The sequence below is a fragment of the [Clostridium] aminophilum genome (genome assembly GCF_900101295.1).
GTDB lineage: Bacteria > Bacillota > Clostridia > Lachnospirales > Lachnospiraceae > Clostridium_R > Clostridium_R aminophilum_A.
Map to the genome: position 1 here is coordinate 1 of NZ_FOIL01000027.1, position 20,507 is coordinate 20,507.

Annotated in this window: 23 protein-coding genes; all 23 read left to right on the forward strand. The window is 40.2% G+C overall.

Features of this window, described 5'->3' with window-relative positions; translation table 11 throughout:
- On the forward strand, positions 1–347 hold a 347-nt coding region (locus BMW41_RS08245), incomplete at its 5' end, for a transposase (RefSeq protein WP_242870319.1).
- Positions 348–483: 136 nt separating this feature from the next.
- Complete coding sequence (locus BMW41_RS08250; protein WP_074649688.1) at positions 484–672, forward strand: helix-turn-helix domain-containing protein; 189 nt, start codon at positions 484–486, stop codon at positions 670–672.
- 66 nt (positions 673–738) lie between these two features.
- Positions 739–2,469, forward strand: a complete 1,731-nt coding sequence (locus BMW41_RS08255) for a type I restriction-modification system subunit M (RefSeq protein WP_074649689.1) — start codon at positions 739–741, stop codon at positions 2,467–2,469.
- Positions 2,469–3,503: a virulence RhuM family protein gene (locus BMW41_RS08260; RefSeq protein WP_074649690.1), complete on the forward strand. Its 1,035-nt coding sequence runs from the start codon at positions 2,469–2,471 to the stop codon at positions 3,501–3,503. Before BMW41_RS08255 ends, BMW41_RS08260 begins: the two co-directional genes overlap by 1 nt.
- A 22-nt stretch (positions 3,504–3,525) precedes the next feature.
- On the forward strand, positions 3,526–4,812 hold the full coding sequence (locus BMW41_RS08265; protein WP_074649691.1) for a restriction endonuclease subunit S: 1,287 nt from the start codon (positions 3,526–3,528) through the stop codon (positions 4,810–4,812).
- Between the two features lie 3 nt (positions 4,813–4,815).
- Positions 4,816–7,893: a type I restriction endonuclease subunit R gene (locus BMW41_RS08270; RefSeq protein WP_074649692.1), complete on the forward strand. Its 3,078-nt coding sequence runs from the start codon at positions 4,816–4,818 to the stop codon at positions 7,891–7,893.
- Between the two features lie 25 nt (positions 7,894–7,918).
- On the forward strand, positions 7,919–10,084 hold the full coding sequence (locus BMW41_RS08275; protein WP_074649693.1) for a KAP family P-loop NTPase fold protein: 2,166 nt from the start codon (positions 7,919–7,921) through the stop codon (positions 10,082–10,084).
- A gap of 217 nt (positions 10,085–10,301) precedes the next feature.
- Entirely contained in the window at positions 10,302–10,559 is a 258-nt protein-coding gene (locus tag BMW41_RS08280; RefSeq protein ID WP_177171200.1) for a hypothetical protein, read from the forward strand.
- 12 nt (positions 10,560–10,571) lie between these two features.
- Positions 10,572–11,027: a thioredoxin-dependent thiol peroxidase gene (gene bcp / locus BMW41_RS08285; RefSeq protein ID WP_074649695.1), complete on the forward strand. Its 456-nt coding sequence runs from the start codon at positions 10,572–10,574 to the stop codon at positions 11,025–11,027.
- On the forward strand, positions 11,024–11,797 hold the full coding sequence (yaaA, locus tag BMW41_RS08290; protein ID WP_074649696.1) for a peroxide stress protein YaaA: 774 nt from the start codon (positions 11,024–11,026) through the stop codon (positions 11,795–11,797). The genes bcp and yaaA overlap by 4 nt, the downstream gene beginning before the upstream one ends.
- Positions 11,798–11,821: 24 nt before the next feature.
- Complete coding sequence (locus BMW41_RS08295) at positions 11,822–12,136, forward strand: TfoX/Sxy family protein (protein WP_074649721.1); 315 nt, start codon at positions 11,822–11,824, stop codon at positions 12,134–12,136.
- A gap of 43 nt (positions 12,137–12,179) precedes the next feature.
- Positions 12,180–12,749, forward strand: a complete 570-nt coding sequence (locus BMW41_RS14955) for a DUF4298 domain-containing protein (RefSeq protein WP_083378847.1) — start codon at positions 12,180–12,182, stop codon at positions 12,747–12,749.
- The gene (locus BMW41_RS15180; RefSeq protein ID WP_083378848.1) at positions 12,733–14,178 is read left to right on the forward strand and encodes an SDR family oxidoreductase; all 1,446 of its coding nucleotides are present in this window, start codon (positions 12,733–12,735) and stop codon (positions 14,176–14,178) included. The genes BMW41_RS14955 and BMW41_RS15180 overlap by 17 nt, the downstream gene beginning before the upstream one ends.
- Entirely contained in the window at positions 14,144–14,428 is a 285-nt protein-coding gene (locus BMW41_RS08315) for a DNA-3-methyladenine glycosylase I (RefSeq protein ID WP_074649697.1), read from the forward strand. Before BMW41_RS15180 ends, BMW41_RS08315 begins: the two co-directional genes overlap by 35 nt.
- 2 nt (positions 14,429–14,430) lie before the next feature.
- Positions 14,431–14,967 (forward strand): flavodoxin family protein, encoded by a 537-nt coding sequence (locus BMW41_RS08320; protein WP_074649698.1) that lies wholly within the window; start codon positions 14,431–14,433, stop codon positions 14,965–14,967.
- A gap of 52 nt (positions 14,968–15,019) precedes the next feature.
- Positions 15,020–15,172 (forward strand): integrase, encoded by a 153-nt coding sequence (locus BMW41_RS14325; RefSeq protein ID WP_143050838.1) that lies wholly within the window; start codon positions 15,020–15,022, stop codon positions 15,170–15,172.
- 350 nt (positions 15,173–15,522) lie between these two features.
- Positions 15,523–15,714 carry a hypothetical protein gene (locus tag BMW41_RS14330; protein WP_143050839.1) on the forward strand — a complete coding sequence of 64 codons (192 nt, stop codon included), beginning with the start codon at positions 15,523–15,525 and terminating at the stop codon, positions 15,712–15,714.
- A gap of 157 nt (positions 15,715–15,871) precedes the next feature.
- Positions 15,872–17,230, forward strand: a complete 1,359-nt coding sequence (locus BMW41_RS08330) for an AAA family ATPase (RefSeq protein WP_074649700.1) — start codon at positions 15,872–15,874, stop codon at positions 17,228–17,230.
- A gap of 2 nt (positions 17,231–17,232) precedes the next feature.
- A complete protein-coding gene (locus BMW41_RS08335) occupies positions 17,233–17,934 on the forward strand; it encodes an RloB family protein (protein WP_074649701.1) in 702 nt (233 codons plus the stop codon).
- Positions 17,935–17,980: 46 nt separating this feature from the next.
- Positions 17,981–18,745 (forward strand): nucleotidyltransferase family protein, encoded by a 765-nt coding sequence (locus BMW41_RS08340; protein WP_074649702.1) that lies wholly within the window; start codon positions 17,981–17,983, stop codon positions 18,743–18,745.
- 85 nt (positions 18,746–18,830) lie between these two features.
- Entirely contained in the window at positions 18,831–19,553 is a 723-nt protein-coding gene (locus BMW41_RS08345) for a DUF6602 domain-containing protein (protein ID WP_207646878.1), read from the forward strand.
- Between the two features lie 230 nt (positions 19,554–19,783).
- Positions 19,784–20,035 (forward strand): LytR/AlgR family response regulator transcription factor, encoded by a 252-nt coding sequence (locus BMW41_RS14160; protein WP_177171201.1) that lies wholly within the window; start codon positions 19,784–19,786, stop codon positions 20,033–20,035.
- A complete protein-coding gene (locus BMW41_RS14165) occupies positions 20,036–20,497 on the forward strand; it encodes a LytR/AlgR family response regulator transcription factor (RefSeq protein WP_083378851.1) in 462 nt (153 codons plus the stop codon). It begins immediately after the preceding gene.
- The last annotated feature ends 10 nt before the right edge of the window (positions 20,498–20,507 follow it).

Below are 20,507 nucleotides of genomic sequence, written 5' to 3' on the forward strand. Positions count from 1 at the left end.
GAACTGTCTCTATGATGCTGAAAGCAATACATGCGCAGGAAAGCAAGGAGGCGGCACGCACCAAAGCAGCCGCTGTTGCTGAAAAGCTCCGTGAAATAAAGCTTTCCCAAGCTGCACACAAAGTTGAAGAAGGCATCGAAGAGACGCTCACATACATGGACTATCCAACCGAACACTGGAACAGGATCCGAACCAACAACACAACAGAACGGGTTAACTGGGAAATCAAGCGCCATACAAAAGCGATTGGGGCTTTCCCGGACGGTCAGAGTGCCCTGATGTTGGTCTGCGCTCGCCTGCGCCATGTGGCCGCATCAAACTGGGGATCCAAACGGTATCTGACATGAATCACTTGTTCGACCTGAAACTTCAGCGCAAGGTTGACGATCAGTCTGCAGTCAGTTAACGATGGTGAGCCGACGGGTGAAAATGAATTTGCGAAAAATTATTGACACTATCTCGACTTTTTATGGAGGATTTGATATGGAGTATGTATCTACATCGGAAATTGCAAAAATCTGGGAAATATCACGTCGTCGAGTTACGACATTGTGCAGAGAAGGCAGGATTGAAGGCGCAGTTTTTGCTGCCAATACATGGCTCGTGCCTAAAGATGCAAAAAAACCGGAAGATCCAAGAAGAGTCCGTAAAATGGAAAAGAATAAGAAGTGATTGTAGACTCAGTGAGCCCACAATCTAAAAATGGTTACTTTAAAATAAATTTGGAGGCAAATATAAATGGCAATAAGAAGTGCAAAGATTAATCAAAAAGCGGACCTGATTTGGGCGATTGCAGATAAACTTACAGGACCATATAAACCACATGAATATGGGGATGTAATCTTACCATTAACCGTTATACGAAGATTTGATTGTATCCTGTTTGATACAAAGGAAGCAGTATTAAAGAAATATGAAGAGGTTAAGAATCTTTCGATGAAGGATGTGCTTCTTCGCAAGGCTTCGGGTTTTGATTTTTATAATACAAGTAAGTATACATTTGAAAAACTTATGGATGATCCTGACCATATCGAAGAGAACTTCAGAGATTACTTAAATGGATTCTCTGAAAATGTACAGGACATTATCCAGAAATTTGAATTTGACGGTCATATAACAAGAATGGCAAATAAGAACATTCTTTATATTGTTCTGAAGGAGTTTACTACAGAAAAAGCAAATCTTCATCCAGATGAGGTTTCTAATCTTGAGATGGGTTACATCTTTGAAGAGATTATCCGTAGGTTCTCTGAAGCACATAATGAAGATGCCGGACAGCATTATACACCAAGAGAAGTTATCCAGCTTATGGTTAATATCCTATTTTATGATGATAACGATATTCTTTCCGGTAATAATGTGGCAAAGACCATTTATGATCCGGCCTGTGGTACCGGAGGAATGTTATCTGTAGCAGAAGAGTATCTTCATAGCTTAAATGCTTCTACAGAACTTGTATCCTTTGGACAGGAAATTAATGATCAGACATTCGCTATCTGTAAGGCAGACATGCTGATTAAAGGAAATAACGCAGATTATATTAAAGACGGAAATACTCTTTCTGATGATCAGTTCGTGGGGAATACTTTTGATTATATCCTTTCAAATCCTCCGTTTGGACGTGAATGGAAAAATGAGAAAGCAAAAGTAGAAGAAGAAGCAAAGAAGGGATTTGCTGGTCGTTTTGGAGCAGGTCTTCCTGCGGCAAGTGATGGTCAGATGCTTTTCCTTATGACTGCAATTTCTAAGATGAAGGATATTAGTCAGGGTGGAAGCCGTATTGCAATCATTCATAATGGATCACCGTTGTTTACAGGTGATGCTGGGTCAGGTCCATCTAATATTAGAAAATATATTTTAGAAAATGATTTGCTAGAGGCAATCGTGGCACTTCCGAATGATATTTTTTACAATACCGGAATTGCAACTTATATCTGGGTGCTTTCTAATAAGAAAGCTGGAACTGTTAGAGAAGGAAAAGTTCAGCTTATTAATGCAAATGAACTTTATGAAAAGCGCCGTAAGGCTCTTGGAAATAAACGAAATGATATTCCAGAAAAATACATTGATGAGATTACGCAGATTTACGGTGATTTTAAGGAAAGTGACATCAGTCAGATTTATGAGAATGCTGACTTTGGATATACAAAAATCACAGTGGAAAGACCTCAAAAAGACGAGGATGGCAATGTTGTATTAAAGAAAGGTAAGCCTGTGGCTGATACCTCTCTTCGTGATACAGAAAACGTGCCATTAAAAGAAGATATTAAAGCCTATTTTGAACGAGAGGTGCTTCCTTTTGCGCCTGACGCATGGATTGATGAAAAGAAGTCCAAGGTGGGATATGAGATTCCATTCACAAGGTATTTTTACAAATATGAAGCACCGAGACCATCAGAAGAAATTATGGCGGAAATTATGGAACTTGAAAAAGAATTATCCGGTAGTCTGGAGGAGGTATTTCGCTAATGGCTAAGAAAAAAGAGATTACCATCAGATCCTCTGCGGCAGAGTATCTGACATTTATTACAGCAACCGGTGAAGGCGGGATAGAAGCAATTTATGCTGATGAAAATGTTTGGTTAAGTCAAAAAATGATGGGGGTTCTTTACGATGTAGGAAAGAGCACTATTAATTATCATTTACATAAGCTGTATGAAGATGGAGAAATAGACGAGGATTCAGTTGTTCGAAAATTTCGAACAACTGCCGATGATGGAAAAGACTACGATACGTTACATTATAATCTTAAGGCTATCATTGCAGTTGGTCATAAAGTAGATTCGGAAAAAGCAGTCCAATTTCGTAAATGGGCAAATACGATAATCGAAGAATACACAATTAAAGGCTATGCCATGGATGATGAAAGGCTCAAAAAAGGCGGCAGTATTTTAACGAAGGAGTATTTTGAACAATTGCTGGAACGTATTCGAGAAATACGTTTGTCTGAGCGAAAGTTCTACCAGAAGATAACAGATATTTATGCAACTTCAATTGATTATGATTCGACAGCAAAGGAAACAAAACGATTCTTTGCGGCTGTACAAAACAAGCTTCACTATGCTGTTCATGGTCAGACCGCAGCTGAAGTGATTTATAACAGGGCTGATGCCGAGAAAGAGCATATGGGACTCACGACATGGGAAGGGTCTCCGAATAGTAAGATTCATAAGTATGATGTTACCGTGGCAAAGAATTATTTAACGGAAGAAGAGTTAGCTATCCTTAGTAGAATGGTTACGGCCTATCTGGACTTGGCGGAAAGTATGGCTATGCGAAATATTCCTATGACTATGGCCGATTGGGAAATCCGATTAGATGGTTTTCTTACATTGATGGATCATGAAGTTCTTAAGGATAAAGGGAAAATCAGTGCGGAGCAGGCCAGGATTCATGCAGAGACGGAGTTTGAAAAATATAGAGTGATTCAGGATCGATTATTCCAAAGCGATTTTGATCGATTCATGGAGTTGGAAGAACATTTAAAGGATGAACATAAATAAATGAAAAGGAAGAATACTCTAAATGAGAGAGATGAAAGATAGTGGTATTTCATGGATTGGATTAATACCAAAAGGGTGGAATATTTACAGAAATAAAAATGCGTTCTCTTGCTCGAAAGAATTAGTAGGAAAAAAATTCAAAGAGACGCAATTATTATCATTGACAACAAAAGGAATTAAATTAAAGGACATCAATAATCCGGAAGGGAAGTTACCAGAATCATTTGACACATATCAATATGTTAAAAAGGATGAAATTGTAATGTGTTTGTTTGATTTGGATTGTTCAGCGGTATTTTCAGGTCGTAGCCCTTATGATGGTATGATTTCTCCTGCATATAAGGTGTTAACTTGTACTACTAAAATGGTACCGGCTTATGCAGACTATTGGTTTACATATATAAGTTATGATAGAAAGTTTAATCATTATGCTAAAAATATACGATATACGCTGAATTATGAAGAGTTTGCATCTTTACCGATGCTTTTTCCAAGCGTAGAGGAACAGCATAGAATCGCAGATTACTTGGATAAAAAATGTGCCAAGATTGATGCTATCATTGAAAAACAGCAGGAGATTATCGAGAAGCTGAAAGAATACAAAATATCAGTGATTACGGAGACTGTTACAAAAGGAATAACTACGAGTGCTGTTTTAAAAAAATGTGAGGTGCCAGGAGTTGAAACGATACCGGAATCATGGGAGGTTAAGAAATTAAAACATTTTACGGAAGTGATATCAAAAGGCACAACACCTTCGACAGTAGGAAGAGACATTAATGATGAAGGCCCCGTTCGATTTTTTAAGGCGGAGAATATTCAAAACAATAGAGTTTGTAAAAAACCAGAGTTTTTTATTGATGAAGAAACCAATGATTTTTTAAATAGATCGCAATTGACAGATAGGGATATTTTGTTTGTTATAGCAGGTGCTACTATTGGCAAAACTGCGATAATTAGCGATGATTGTCTCCCAGCCAATACTAATCAAGCTGTTTCTTTTATTAGAATAAATGATAAGCGGAATCGTAAGTATGTTTGGTATAGTTTGCAGTCTTTACATATGAAAACAATGCTGGCGGTTAAAGCAACACAGGCTGCTCAACCTAATCTTGCAATGGAAGATTTAGGTAATTATCCAATTTTTTTGCCAACAAAGGCTGAAATGGAAAGGATTATAGATTATCTTGACAAAAAATGTGATGTGATAGATGAAACTATTATTAGCAAAAGTAGGATTATTGAAAAGTTTCAGGAATATAAGCAGTCTTTGATTTATGAGGCTGTCACCGGCAAAAGGGAGGTTTAGTTTATGTCTGATTTTGACGTAAAAGAACGTCGATTCGAAGAGGATGTTGAGGATTATCTGATTCATCACGGCGGATATGAAAAGGGAAATCCAGCTACATTTAACAGGGTAAGTGGTCTGGATGAAGGTACTTTTGTTAAATTTATAAAGAATTCTCAGCCAAAGCAGTGGGAAAGATTTGTGAAAATTTATGATGCGATGGCGGAGAAACAGATTATTGAGCGTTTTTCTCGTGAGGTAAAGCAGACAAGTCTCCTAAATGTACTTCGTCATGGATTTACCGACAGGGGGATTAAATTTCGTGCGATATTTTGGAAGCCGGAAACATCATTAAATGAAACCAGTAAAGCGCAGTATGAGGCAAATATTCTACATTGTACCAGACAGCTCCATTACTCTGTAAAGAATGAGAACAGCATTGATATCGTGCTTTTCATAAATGGTATTCCGGTTGTGTCTATGGAATTGAAATGTCAGTTCACTGGGCAGAGTACCACCAATGCCATCAATCAGTATAAGTTTGATCGTGCAAGCAAAGATACGATTTTTGCTTTTAAGGAGCGTGTACTGGTTCATTTTGCAGTGGACCTTACCAATGTGTATATGACAACACGTTTGGAGGGAGCACACACTTATTTCTTACCTTTTAATCAGGGAAGTGCCGGTGCAGGTAACGTTGGTGGCAAAGGAAATCCCAATAATGAAAATGGATATGATACTGCCTATCTTTGGGAGAATGTTCTTTGTAAGGACAGACTTTTAGAGATACTTCAGAAGTATATGCATCTGCAGCAGGAATTTGATGATAAGGGAAATCTGAAGTCGGAAAAAATGATTTTTCCAAGATATCATCAGTTTGATGTGGTAACAAAGCTTCTTGCAGATGTTAAGGAAAATGGTTCTGGAAAGAATTATCTGATTCAACATAGTGCCGGTTCTGGAAAATCTAATTCTATTGCATGGTTGGCTCATAGATTGGCAGGATTACATAACGATATGGACGAGAAGATTTTTCAGTCTGTCATCATTGTAACAGATCGTCGTGTTCTTGATAGTCAGTTGCAATCGACTGTATATCAGTTTGATCATGTAGAAGGCGTTGTTCAGAAAATAGATAAAAACTCTCAGCAGCTGAAAGATGCTATTGAGAGTGGCGCGGGAATCATTATTACTACCTTACAAAAGTTTCCGGTAATTTATAAAGAGGTTAATTCTGCAAATAAGAGATTTGCCATTATTGTTGATGAAGCTCATTCTTCGCAGACCGGCGATGCAGCTAGAAAATTAAAGAGAGCTCTTGCTGATACAGAGGAAATTTTAAAAGAATACGCTGAGATGGAGGCGGAAGACGAGAAGAATCGCAAGGATGATGAAGACCGTCTTTTAGATGAGCTTGCAGCGCAGGGAATCCATGAAAATCTTTCGTTCTTTGCTTTTACTGCGACACCGAAGGGCAAGACTCTTCAGATGTTTGGAACAAAGGATGCAGAGGGAGTATATCATCCATTCCATATTTATTCTATGAGACAGGCCATTGAAGAACACTTTATTTTGGACGTTCTGCAGAACTATATGACCTATAAGATGTATTACAAGATTACCAAGATTATCGACGATGATCCGGAACTTGATACAACACAGGGCTCAAAGGCTATCCTTAATTACGAGACATTGCATCCTCATAATATTTCGCAGAAAACCGCTATTATGCTTTATCATTTTATGAATATTACAAGGCATAAAGTGGGTGGAAAAGCAAAAGCTATGGTGGTTACACCTTCGCGTCTTCACGCTGTACGCTATGTGCAGGAGTTTAAGAGACAAATCGAAGAAAAAGGATATGATCTTGATGTGCTTGTAGCTTTCTCCGGCGAGGTAACTGATGATGGTGTTTCTTATACCGAGGAAGGAATGAACAAGGACAAGAATGGTCAGAGCATCAAGGAAAAGGCTCTTCCTGAGGCTTTCCATACAGATGATTATGGAATCCTTGTGGTAGCAGAGAAATATCAGACCGGATTTGATGAACCACTGCTTCACACAATGTTTGTAGATAAAAAACTTTCTGGTGTAAAAGCAGTTCAGACGTTATCCAGATTAAACAGAACAGCGAGAGGAAAGCTTGATACGTTTGTACTTGATTTTGTAAATTCCGCTGAGGATATTAAGGCGTCCTTCGAGCCATTCTATGAAGAGACTGTGCTTCTCGAAGAAACAGATCCTAATGTTGTTTACGATATGAAAAACACATTAGACGAATTCCGCGTATATCAGACAAGCGAAATTGAAAAGTTTGCAGATATTTTCTATTCAAATGAGACACAGTCAGCAGGTGACTTGGGTAAGTTACAGGGACAATTGCGTCCGGCTGTAGATCGTTATGTATTGTTGGAAGCTGAAAGACAGGATTTATTTAAGTCTACGCTTGCGATGTTTAATCGTGTGTATGCATATATTACTCAGGTTTGTAGATTATTTGATAAAGACATTCATAAGTTTAGTGTGTACTCAAAATTCTTGTACACGATGTTACCAAAGGGACAACCGGGCGAAAAGGTAAGCGTAGATGATAAGATTCTCCTTGAGTACTACAAACTCGAAAAGGATTTTGAGGGCTCTATAGAGTTAGAAGGGTCTGATGGTGGTTATGTTCCAATTTCCGGTGATGCTGGGCATAGGGAACCAAAAAAAGATCCACTTACAGTTATTATAGATAAGATTAATGAGCGATTTGGAACGGCTTTTACAGAAATGGATAAGGTGCTTGTTCAGATGGAAAACGACTATGCTAATCAGGAAAAATGGCAGAGTTATGCAAAGAATAATGACAGAGCTACATTTATGTTGTTATTTGAAAAAGATTTCCCGACGATGGCTGCAGAGAGATACGAGCAGAATGATGAGTTTTTCAGAAGACTGTTCGGTGATCCGGAAATGATGAAACAGGTTATGGACACAGTCGGCTCTGTGTTATATGAACGCTTGAAGAAGTCGTTTATCTATGATCCGAAGTTTGGAGTGATTGATGAGGCAACACCGGAAACTTATGTAGAAGATATTTATGCGAAGCCGGTGAAATAAAATTTTAAGGGAAAAGGTAAAGCAAGTGAATTATTGTACTGATAGAGCTATAGAAAGTGCCGAAGAGGATCTCCTTGGCAGGTCATCGTTTTCAAAACAGGTAGGACAAGCTTTATTTGAATATAATGGGAATGACAGTTTAGTTATAGGATTGTTTGGGAAATGGGGAACAGGAAAAACATCTGTTGCAAACATGGCTTTAGAAACTGTTAATGAACTTTCGAAACAAGATGATAAAGCGCCGGTTATCATAAGATTTGCGCCATGGAATTATTCGGATAAGGATAATTTAATAACTCAATTTTTTTCGACGTTGAAAACAAATATTGATTTAGGCGACAATGAAGAATTGAAAAACAAAGTTGGAAAAGCATTATCAGATTATTCTGGTCTGTTTGCATTTGCGTCTTTAATTCCTGTAGTAGGGGCCACTTTGGCAAATATATTTACCGAAAAAGCAAAAAACATCGGTGATGAGTTGAAAAAACCATATGATTTATATACGTCAAAGAAGAAATTGGAAGAGGCACTTATTGATGTTGATCAAAAAATCATTGTGCTTATTGATGATATCGATCGATTAACGAATCAACAGATTCGAGACATTTTCCAACTTGTAAAACAGGTAGGTGATTTGCCTAAGGTTATATACGTGTTGGCCATGGATAGAGATGTTGTAAAACGAGCATTGGAGGAAGTACATAAATATGATGGAAATGAGTATTTAGAAAAGATAATTCAGATTCCGTTTGAAATACCAGAATTACGAAAGAGCAAGCTCCATAATATTTTTTTTACAAAGCTTGATGAGATTATAAAGGGGCTTTCTGGTGACATCACATGGGATCAACAATACTTCAACAGGATATTTAATAATTGTATAGAGCCATATTTGTTGACGTTGCGGGATGTGAACAGGGTGATAAATACCTTTCAATTCAGATACAGTATGCTTTATGAAGAAACATCCTTTGAGGATATGCTTGGTATAACGACAATGGAAGTGTTAAACCCTGAACTATATAAGTGGATTGCCGAAAATAAAGAGGCAGTATGTGGTGGAGTATTACATGGGTTAACTATTGGACGTAATAAACCTGAAGAGAATAAAAAAACATACGAAGATAAATTTAAATTGATGGGGTTAGCTCCAGAACAATCAATAAAGAGCGTGGCAGCTATGTTCCCGGTATTTGAAAAAGACACTGGAACTCGCTTTTACGAGGTTGCAAATAACACAAATATTAGAAAACAGATGAGAGCAGCACAATCCGAAAGGTTTGAGTTGTATTTCATGTTTGATATGGATGATGTCAAAGTCTCAAGAAATCTAGTTAATGAATGCATTTATTCGCTTGCAAAGGATGAGGTGGAAAGAATTGTTTCGGAGATAAATATGCAAGGGAATATTATGTATTTTATTGATGAAGTAAAAGCAATGATAGACACAATACCTTATGAAAGATTATCTATACTAGCAAGCTGTTTTATGAAAATGCGAAATGGGTTTTCAGGAGAATCGTCCATGAGCTTTTTTTTGCTATCAGCAAATAACGCTGCTTCTTATCTTGTTGATTCTATTATAAGAAGGCTCGAAACAAATGAAGAACGGTATGAATTGTATAAAGAATTATTGATAAATGCCAGTGATGCATCTTTCGGTACGGCTGCGTATGAGATTAGAAAACTAGAGAGAGCATTTGGAAGATTTACAGATGAATTAGAAAAAACAGAAGATCAATTAGTGTCATTAGAACAGCTAAAGGATTTGGAACAACTATTTTTGTCACGGATTGAAACGTATTCAGCAACAGATACTATGTTGGATTCAGATGAATCCGCACATGCGTTTTATTTATGGGAGGATTTAGATAAGGAAAATGCCCAAAAGTATATTAATCGTATTTTCAAGGATCCGATAAGAAAACTAAAATTTATATGTAGATTAGCCGGTAAGTGGAGTGGGACTAATGGTACGGGCTGGAGTTTTGCTCATAGCAATTTCTCAGATTATACAACTGCCGGGGAAATATATGAGTCGATACAGCAATTAGAAAAAGGCCGGTTAGATGAATTTACAGAAACAGAACAGATAAAACTTGCATCATATTATTTGAACTATAATAAAGATGAGTATATGCACGTGACGGAACAACAGGCAATGGAACTGGTGAAGAAATGGAAGGAATAAAAATATATTCAATTTATTAATGATATTTCTAGTGTGGTGCTTATTGAATTAGTTCTCGTTCGATGATGACGAGGATGATCGCATTACATTTTGAACTTTTTTCTGCCATACTTGGAGCGGTTCAAAAAATACAAGATTTTTGAGAGTACTCCAAGGAGGTTCCATATGGATCAGTGCACACGATTTCATAGACAATACTCTTATTAGATTCGTCGAGGTGTTCAATGATTTGAATTTGATTGACGAGTCCTTTTATACAAAAGTCAAATATGGTACGGACAATCCGGAAGCGATTTGTCTGCTGAAAAATGGCCTTTCGTTAAGCCTGGCACTGTTGCTTATTGATAGTTATAAACAATATTTGAAAATAAATATCAAAGACAGCGAAGTTTATTTCCAGTCAGATCTTATTGACGCGATGGAAAAGGCAGATGAAAATCGTATTCTTATTTACGAAGCGAAGAATTGTATGTGAGGAGGCAAGTATATGCTTGAAATTGGAACCAAAGCTCCGGCCTTTACCCTGCCGGATCAAAATGGAAATATGAGAAGCCTCGCAGATTATCAGGGACAGAAGGTAATCCTGTATTTCTATCCGAAGGACATGACAGCCGGCTGCACTAAGCAGGCCTGCGCGTTTGGAGATCTGTATCCGCAGTTCCGGGAGAAGGGCGCTGCTGTTCTTGGCGTAAGCAAGGACAGCGTAGCATCCCACAAGAAGTTTGAGGAGAAATACGGTCTGCCCTTCACGCTTCTCTCTGATCCGGAGAAGGAAGTGATTCAGGCTTATGATGTCTGGAAAGAGAAGAAGAATTACGGGAAGGTCAGCATGGGTGTTGTCCGGACGACCTATCTGATCGATGAGAATGGCATTATCATAAAGGCTTTTGATAAGGTGAAGGCGGCTGATAATCCGGCACAGATGCTGGGAGAACTGGAATGAGAATCATTATCTCCCCGGCAAAGCAGATGCGGGTGGATACAGATTCTTTTGCCTGCAAAGAGCTTCCGGTATTTATGGACAGGACAGAAGTCCTGATGAAATGGATCCAGAGTTTGTCTTATGAAGAACAGAAGAAGCTTTGGGCCTGCAACGACAAAATCGCCCGGCAGAACGCCGAGCGATTTGCGCATATGGATCTTTACAAAAATCTGACGCCTGCCTTACTGGCCTATGATGGCATCCAGTACACATACATGGCTCCGGCTGTTTTTGAGGATGGCCAATATGATTATGTGCAGGAACATTTGCGTATTCTGTCTGGTTTTTACGGTGTAGTGAGACCGATGGATGGCGTGGTTCCATACCGTCTGGAAATGCAGGCGAAGATTGCCGCAGGCGGTCATAAGAACCTGTATGATTTCTGGGGAGACAGTCTTTATCGGGAAGTGATCGGTGAAAGCAGGACCGTCATCAATCTTGCTTCGAAAGAGTATTCAAAATGCATTGAGAAATATCTGCAGCCGGGTGACCGGTATATTACCTGCGTCTTTGGTGAACTTGAAAGCAATAAAGTCGTTCAGAAGGGTGTTTACGCCAAAATGGCCAGGGGAGAAATGGTGCGCTTTATGGCAGGAATTCATGCAGAGGCTCCGGAGCAGATGAAGGACTTCAATTGGAGTGGGTATTGTTTTGATGATGACCGCTCTTCGGATCAGGAATATGTTTTTATCCGCAAAACAATACCAGGAAAGAAAAGTCTATCATTGTGAGTGGACGTAATGGGAGAGATGAGTATGGCATCAAGCAAAAGATACCTGGAATTCATATTGGAGCAGTTATCGGACTTGGATGATATATCTTATCGAGCTATGATGGGCGAATACATCATATATTATCGAAGCAAGGTGGTCGGTGGCATTTACGATGACCGTTTTCTTGTAAAACCCACAAAATCTGCTGTGGCGATGATGCCGAATGCAGATATGGAGCTGCCATATGAAGGCGCAAAGGAAATGCTGCTTGTCGATGACGTAGAAGACAGGGAATTCCTGCGCAAGCTGTTGGAAGCAATGTATGATGATCTTCCTGCCCCAAAGAAAAAGAAGTAAGGACGAAACAGACTGACTGCGAATACAGACAGGGTGAATATAAATGAGTAAGCACAAAATGGTGGACGGGCGACTGCTCCAGATGAATAAAAGCTATGGGCAGCTGAAACAGAAGCAGAAAGAAAAAATCTCGGAGTGGATGTACCAGGCCTATCGGAAGCAGACCTTGGAAAACTTGTCGGATGAGGAAGCACTGCAACTCGTTTTTGATCGGATTGAAGAAGCAAAGATCTGGATTCCGGATCATGAGATCCTTAACCGCTACCGGGCAAAAAAGAACCAGTTCAAGAGACGCCTTGCCGGAGAAAACGTGCCTCAACATATCTTTGTGATGGAAAGCATCCTGGAAAAAGCAACGCAGAAGATGGCTTCCCTGGAAAAGAAGATTGAGGAGTATGCAGCATTCCAGTCTGAAATCCGGAAGCTGGAGGCATATTATACGAGCCAACAGTGGAAGGACGATTATTTCATGGATGAGGATGGTACATTTCCGGCCAAACTGAAGCGAGGTGTCCTTTCACAGGATGGTATATGGAGTTTGCTGGAACGAAATAAGGAATTGACCCGGAAACTCGGGATTTCGGAGGTACAGGGGCATGATGAACATGAATGACGGATTATATATTGGCGTAGATGGATGCAGAGGTGGTTGGATCGCCTGCGTCCTGAATCAAGGTGAGCTCCGATTTGAACGATTTGATTCTCTGGAGCAACTTGTCAGCCATTATCCGGAATTTGATGCATTTCTGATTGACATGGCAGTAGGACTCAGATCCAGCGCAGATCAGTTAAGACCGGATGACCTTGCCCGTAAAGAACTGGGGCAGAAATCATCCTCGATATTTCCGATTCCCTGCCGCCAGGCTGTGTATGCAGATTCGGAAGAGGAACAGAAGCAGACCAATATCAGAATTCTTGGAAAAAGTCTTTCAAAACAGACCGTTCATATCATCCCGAAGATTAAGGAACTTGATGAATATCTGAGTCTTCATCCGGAGTATAAAAACCGGATTCTGGAAAGCCACCCAGAGGTGGATTTTGCCAGACTGAATGGATCTGTTGTAATGACCCGGAAGAAAGAGTATCCGGGCTTTTCGGATAGAGCAGCGATCCTGAAAAGGTATCTGCCCGGGAAAGATTTATCCGGCATGTGGGGGATGGCAAAGAAGCTTAAGTGCAATCCGGATGACTTGCTGGATGCCGCCTGTCTTGCAGTGACTGCAGCCCTGGCAGCGGGCGGAATGTGTGAGACGATCCCTGCGGAGCCGGAACAGGATGAAAGCGGGCTCTATATGAAGCTGACAATTCCAAAAAGGATCATCGGGGTACCGGCAAGCGGACAGAAGGTTGCCATCGTGACCGGCGGAGCCAATGGAATAGGGAAATGCATAACAGAGGAATTCCGAAAACAGGGCGTAAAGGTCTATGTGATCGATAAAGCGGCGGGCGACCATTATGTTGGTGATATCTCTGACAAGGCCGTGCTGGAAGCCTTCGCAGAGAAAGTGATCTTTGAGAACGGTGGTATTGATTATCTGATCAATAATGCGCTGCCGCTAATGAAAGGGATCGATGAGTGCAGCTATGAGGAGTTCCAGTATGCACTGGCCGTCGGCGTAACTGCGCCGTTCTATCTCTCCAAACTGTTTGCGCCGCATTTCCGGGAAGGTGCCTGCATTATCAATATTTCATCTTCCCGTGACCGGATGAGCCAGCCACAGACAGAGAGCTACACAGCGGCAAAGGGCGGGATTGCGGCGCTGACACATGCGATGGCTGCCAGCTTCGCGGGGAAGGTCCGGGTGAACTCTATTTCCCCTGGATGGATCGATACGGCTTACACGATATATGAAGGTCCGGATGCTTTGCAGCAGCCAGCCGGTCGCGTTGGCAATCCGATGGATATCGCAAACATGGTGATGTTTCTTTGCTCTGACAAAGCCGGTTTCATTACCGGAGAGAATATTTGTATCGATGGCGGCATGACAAAGCTGATGATTTACCATGATGACCACGGCTGGACCTATACGCCGGAAGAATAAAGGAGAATGGCATGGGCTACTGTACCTGGGCCATGATAAGGGGCCAATCCCGGTGAGCAACGGATTATCAGACAGGATCAGTAAGGATCTCAAGAAGCGTGGCTTCAAATACGTGGGTGCTGTCACAATTTATTCCCATCTGCAGGCCTGCGGCGTCATCTGTGACCATGATCCGGAATGCCCTTGTTATCAGAAGATTGTTGCTGCGCATCCAACTGTACGGAAACGTAGGGACAAGGAGGTACTTTGATTATGAGAGTATTGATTTTTAACGGAAGTCCCAGACCCAAGGGAAATACTAAACAGATGATCCAGGCTTTTTGCGAAGGACTGGAGACGGCAGGGCACGAGTATGGTGTATATGAGGTCTGCAAGATGAATATCCACGGATGTCTTGCCTGCGAATACTGCCACACAAAGGGAAATGGACAGTGTGTTCAGAAGGATGACATGCAGTTTGTCTATCATGAGCTTCGAGAAGCTGAGATGCTCGTGTTCGCATCTCCGATCTATTATCACGGCCTTTCCGGGCAGCTGAAATGTACGATTGACCGATTCTATGCGGCAGCGTATCCTAACAAACCGGAAAAGCTGAAGAAGGTGGCCATGTTCCTGAGTTCCGGTGATCCTGACATGTATGACGGGGCACTGTTCTCATATAAGGGAGATTTTCTGGATTATCTGCAGTTGGAAGACATGGGAGTATTCACTACGCATGGATATGATTCCGGCGTGCCGGAGGAAAAGCTGGAGGAGCTTCGCAGGTTTGGGGCGAGTCTGAAATATTAAGAAAGGTATCAGATAGAAGCTGTACCGTTGAGAGAAAAGCATTAAGTATCTGATGGGCCATACGGATATCAGCGTCACCCTGAACACCTACACGCATCTGGGACTGATCGATGCGGAGCAGGAGCTGGAACGCATGCAGAGAGAGGTCAAGATGAGTGAGAAGATCGAGCGCTGGAAGCAGCGCAGAAAGTCTTCAAGGGAATGAAAAGGGATGGAAAACCGGTGAAACCGCAAAAATCCAATGTTGATAAAACGCGGTTTTCGGCCTGTTTTTCGGTCCGTTTTATCAACATTGAAGTCCAGGATATGCAAGGAGATGCCAGTTTATGCCGGATTTCAATGAAACCTGAAATCGCGGAAACCCGCATAAAATATGGAAAAACGCGGCATAAGCTGGCAAAAATAAGCATGATAAAAATTTTATTCGTCTGCCACGGCAGGATACACAGATAGTGCCTCAAACCCTTATGAATACTGGATTTCAAGGATATTTGCGAACTGTTTTATACCGCGTTTATACCTTTAAAAACACCCCGATGTGAAACTATTGGAAGGATGGATGAAGAGTATGACAAGAGTACTGTTCGTCTGCTGGGGCAAGAGATTTCAGTAAAGCAGAAAGCCTTGAAAACACGGCATTTTGATGATTTACCAAACGGATTTACACCCCGTTTACACCTTTTGAAGGTGGACTACCCGATGAATGATGAGAGCACTCTGCGTGATGCAGGGCGCTTTTTTGAATAAACGAGCTGATACTATATAGAATAGATATGTGAAATGATCATATAATGCTAAACGCATGGCTATACGGAGAAAAAAACTCCAAATAAAGAAATTTATCTTGAAAAATCGCCTTGGTTCGTATTATAATGAATGCGCAACCTGGAAAGGAGGCATATTCATGCTAATTAAAATATCTGTCGAGAATTTTAAGTCTTTTGATCAGAAGGAAGAATTGTCGATGATTTCTTCCAGCAAAATGCAAGGAAACAAGAATCATCGAGTACAGATTAAACAGACTAAGTTGTTAAAAAATGCTGTGGTTTATGGCGCTAATGCATCTGGCAAGTCAAATCTTGTGACTGCATTTGCGTTTATTAAGGCAACCCTTATGGAAGGTCTACCGGTTGTGTCAGTTAATGATTTTTGCAGAAATAGGGAAGAAAATAAAAACCGGGAGAGTATTTTTGAACTGCAGTTTACGGTCGGAGATACTTTTTATGCATATGGTTTTTCGGCAATTCTTAGTCAGAGGAAAATTACGGAAGAATGGCTGTATGAACTTATGCAGGATGGTGGGGCACATCAACTTTTTATTAGAGAAGGAGATAACTCACCGATTTTAGGAGAAGATGTCAAACTAACTGCTACAGAGAAAAGCCGCTTTAATGTTTATTCCGAAGACTTTGCGGGACAGGAGTCAAAGCTCTTCCTTACTGAAATGAATCGGGGAAAGAAATATGATGATAAATCAAGGCTTCTGTTTTTCCAAGAAGTATTTGGCTGGATTATGAATAATATCATCGTAATAACGCCGAATATGGGTATCTCGAATACCGAGGCATATTATAACGATGAGTCCTTGGAAAACATTAGTAGGTTGATTCAAACCTTTGACACAGGTGTTACGGAGATTAAGACAAGAAAAATTACTACTGAAGAAATGAGCAAGATGATTCCGGCTGAAGTGGTGCAAGGGATCTTTAATCAATTAATGACTCAAATGAGGATTACAGGTGCACCGGGAGTTCAGATGACATGGAGAGTGGAAGGTGGCTTTTTTAATATTCGTATTGCCCAGGGTAATTCTGAACCAGAGATTACCACACTTGTTTTGAAACATGGAAGATCCGCTTTTGACTTTAATTTCGTGGAAGAATCGGATGGAACTAAGAGATTGTTTGATCTTATAGATATGCTGCTTACCGATCGCCCAGATACACTTTTTGTTGTGGATGAACTTGAACGTAGTTTGCATCCGAAGTTAACAGAGCGTTTTCTGAAACTGTTCATGGATGCTCACGACGACACAAGAATGCAGTTGGTATTTACAACACATGAGGACACTATCATGGATCAGATTCTTTTTAGGAGAGATGAAATCTGGTTTGTGGAAAGAGATGCGGATAATGCCAGCAAAATATACTCTCTTGATCGTTTTAAGGAAAGATACGATAAGAAACTGAGCAAAGCTTATCTTGAAGGAAGATATGGCGCAATTCCTGTGTTTAAACAGTTTTCTTTCCGGAAAGGAGAGTAAAAATGCCGGTACATGCATATACAAACTGGAATAGCCGCCCTTCCGATGAGATTGAGCAGATAGAGCCTTTTCGAAAGTATTTCTTTATCTGTGAAGGCGCTAATACTGAAACCTTCTATTTCAGGAGGCTAATCGATCTGCGAAAACAGTTAGGAATACACCCGCTGATAGATATTCGCTTATGGGAAAAGACCGATGAAGACAGGAATCTGTCTTTTGCAAAGAACCTGGTTGCTTTTGCTGAGAAACAAAAGCAGAATCCGGAAAATGAGTTTGATTATGAACGAGATAAGATGGTCATTGTATTCGACGGTGATATCTTTGAAGAGAAAGTGCAAGGATATGAGGAACTTATTACTCAAATCGAGAATACAGATATAGCAGGTGTGACGAATCCGGGCTTCGAATTGTTTTTGCTGCTTCATATTGAGGGAAGCTATGAAGAGCGTATTAAGAATCATGAGGCAGAGTTTCTCAATATGGACGAAGACGGAAAGTACAGCTATGCCTATAATGTGCTTCGAGAAATAACCGGAATGAATGCAAAGAAAAATCCCGAAATAGGAAATCTCGCGGATAATGTCCTCATAGCAATTGATCAGGAGAAGAAGATTAATCAGGATATTCATGATCTAAAAGGGAAGGTTAGCAGTAATATCGGTAAGATCGTTGAAGATATAATAAATGAGAAACCACAAGTTTAATGAGAATAACTAAAGTATAAAGAAGCTTTTTAGGAGAACCAGAAGTATGACTCCCAATCAATATATTAATAGTATCGTTCAAAAGCACAGATTGCCAGACTCGTTGGACGAATATACATCATTGAACGTAGTAGCACCTCTTAAGCGGATTATATCAAGTTGGGCAGGGACTTGCCTTTGCGAAGTAAAGTTATCGGGTTCTAGGGCTAAAGGAACAGCGATAGATTTGTCAACAGATCTTGATTTGTTCATTTCTCTTAGTTCTACAACCAATAATAGTTTAAGAGAAATATATGAGTCATTATACTCTCGTATACAAGATGAAGGAATTGAGGCAAGAAAGCAAAATGTATCAATAGGAATTGACTATTTGGGAAAGAAGGTAGATCTTGTTCCAGCGAAAAGACAGGGACAATATGGCAATGATCACAGTTTATATAAGAGAAAAGAGGATACTTGGACAAAGACTAATATTGATACTCACATTAGCCAGGTACGTCAATCAGGAAGGTTAACGGAGATAATCGCATTGAAAGTATGGCGAGAGAATCATAGTGTAGATTTTCCGTCGATTTATTTGGAGACGTTTGTTATAGATTCATTACGTGGACGAAGCCTAAATTCACCAGCAGATAATTTTATTTATTTGCTTAAAGATATTCGAGATAATATTCAATATAGGCGAGTTATAGATCCAGCAAATTCCAATAATGTTCTATCAGATGAACTTACCCTAATGGAGAAAAGGAAACTTCAAAGTATGGCAGATTCTAGTATTTCAGAGCAGTATTGGCGCGATATTGTGTGGTAAATGATACATTTGATAGGAATGAGTAGTAAGATAACTATATTCCTGCAACAACGAAGAGAAGGAGGCTTCTATGCCACGCGTAAATATGTTGGAGTTATTTAAAAATATGCAAACTCAGATGGCGTCGACATTAGAACTGGGGCGAGCATCAATAACCCATAATGGCGAAATGGGGGAGGCTGCAGAAGAAAGTTGGCGTCAATGGCTGCGAAAGTATCTTCCACGTAGGTATTGCATAGATAAAGCAATAATAGTTGATTGCGATGGTAATACAAGCGATCAGATAGATATAGTGATCTATGACGGACAGTATTCATATTTTGTCTTTAAACATGAGCAGGTCATATATGTTCCAGCGGAGAGCGTGTATGCAGTCATAGAGGTCAAGCAGGAATTAAATAAAGCAAATTTAGACTATGCGGGTGAGAAAGCTGTAAGTGTACGTAAACTTAAAAGAACATCAGCTGAGATTCCTTTTGTTGGTGGAATCTATAGGCCTAAACCTCTACATAAAATATTGGCTGGTATTATTACAATTGAGTCAGGCTGGAAAGATCCATTAGGGGATTCGTTAAAGAAAAATTTGACAAATGTAGACATAGATAAGCAGATTGATTTTGGATGTGCAATAAAACATGGATCATTTTGGACAGAATATGGAACTAAATTATCAGTAAAAAGAAGTGCGCCAGATGAGTCTTTACTTTTTTTCTTTTTGCAATTGCTTAAAGCGTTACAAGCAATTGGAACGGTACCGGCAATTAGAATTGATGAATACGCAAAGGTATTAAATTCGTATGAAGAGTAATGGAATCTTTATATACGAAAGAATAGCCTGCAGTTATCCTTAATACGTGGATGACCGCGGGCTTTTTTATTTTGCTCACCGTTTACCTCGAAAAATCTACCATTCACTACATTGGGAGCAATAAACAGTGAGTAATATCCGATAATATCTATATAGTATGCCCTTGGGGAGGGCGCAAGACATCCGGTGGATGTATGCTCTGCGCCGACCGGAGCAAAGCGGAGACAACCATGAGAATTGCTATTTGTGATGATGAAAAAAGAATATGCGCCATCCTTGCCGAGAAAGTTGGAAAGATCTGCCCTGATGCAGAGATTATTACATATGCTTCCGGGAAAGAATTGTTTAATGCTGATGAACTGCCGGATATTTTATTGCTTGATATCAGAATGCCTGAGGTCAGCGGTATGGATGTTGCAAAGATTCTTCGGGATAGGGATTGGAGAAAAATCCTAATCTTTATTACTGGGGAAGAAGACTAGGTGTTCAACTCCTTTGATCTTCGTGCGTTCCACTTCCTTGTGAAGCCGGTGGCAGATGAAAAGCTTAAGGAAGTGCTGGATAATGCCCAGAAGGAGTTGGAACGATATGGGGATATATCCGGTAAACAAGATAAATATATTGAAATTCAGTCCGGCACGCCACATATCCGAATCAATCTGTCAGAGCTTTTGTATGCAGAAGTGTATGACCGTAAGACCATCCTTCATATGAAGGACGAAAGCATAGAATACTATGGCCAGTTATCGGCTCTGGAAGAGCTTGTGTGGAAGGAATCTTATCGAATTCACAGGTCGTATCTTGTGAATATGAAATATGTGGAATGGTATGACAGGACGTCGGTAAGAACGCTTGGTGGCGACACTATTCCGATTGCGAGAAGGGAATACGACGGTTTCCTTAAAGCATATATGGAATACAGCCGCAGGAGGATAGATTCATGAGTGTGGAAAG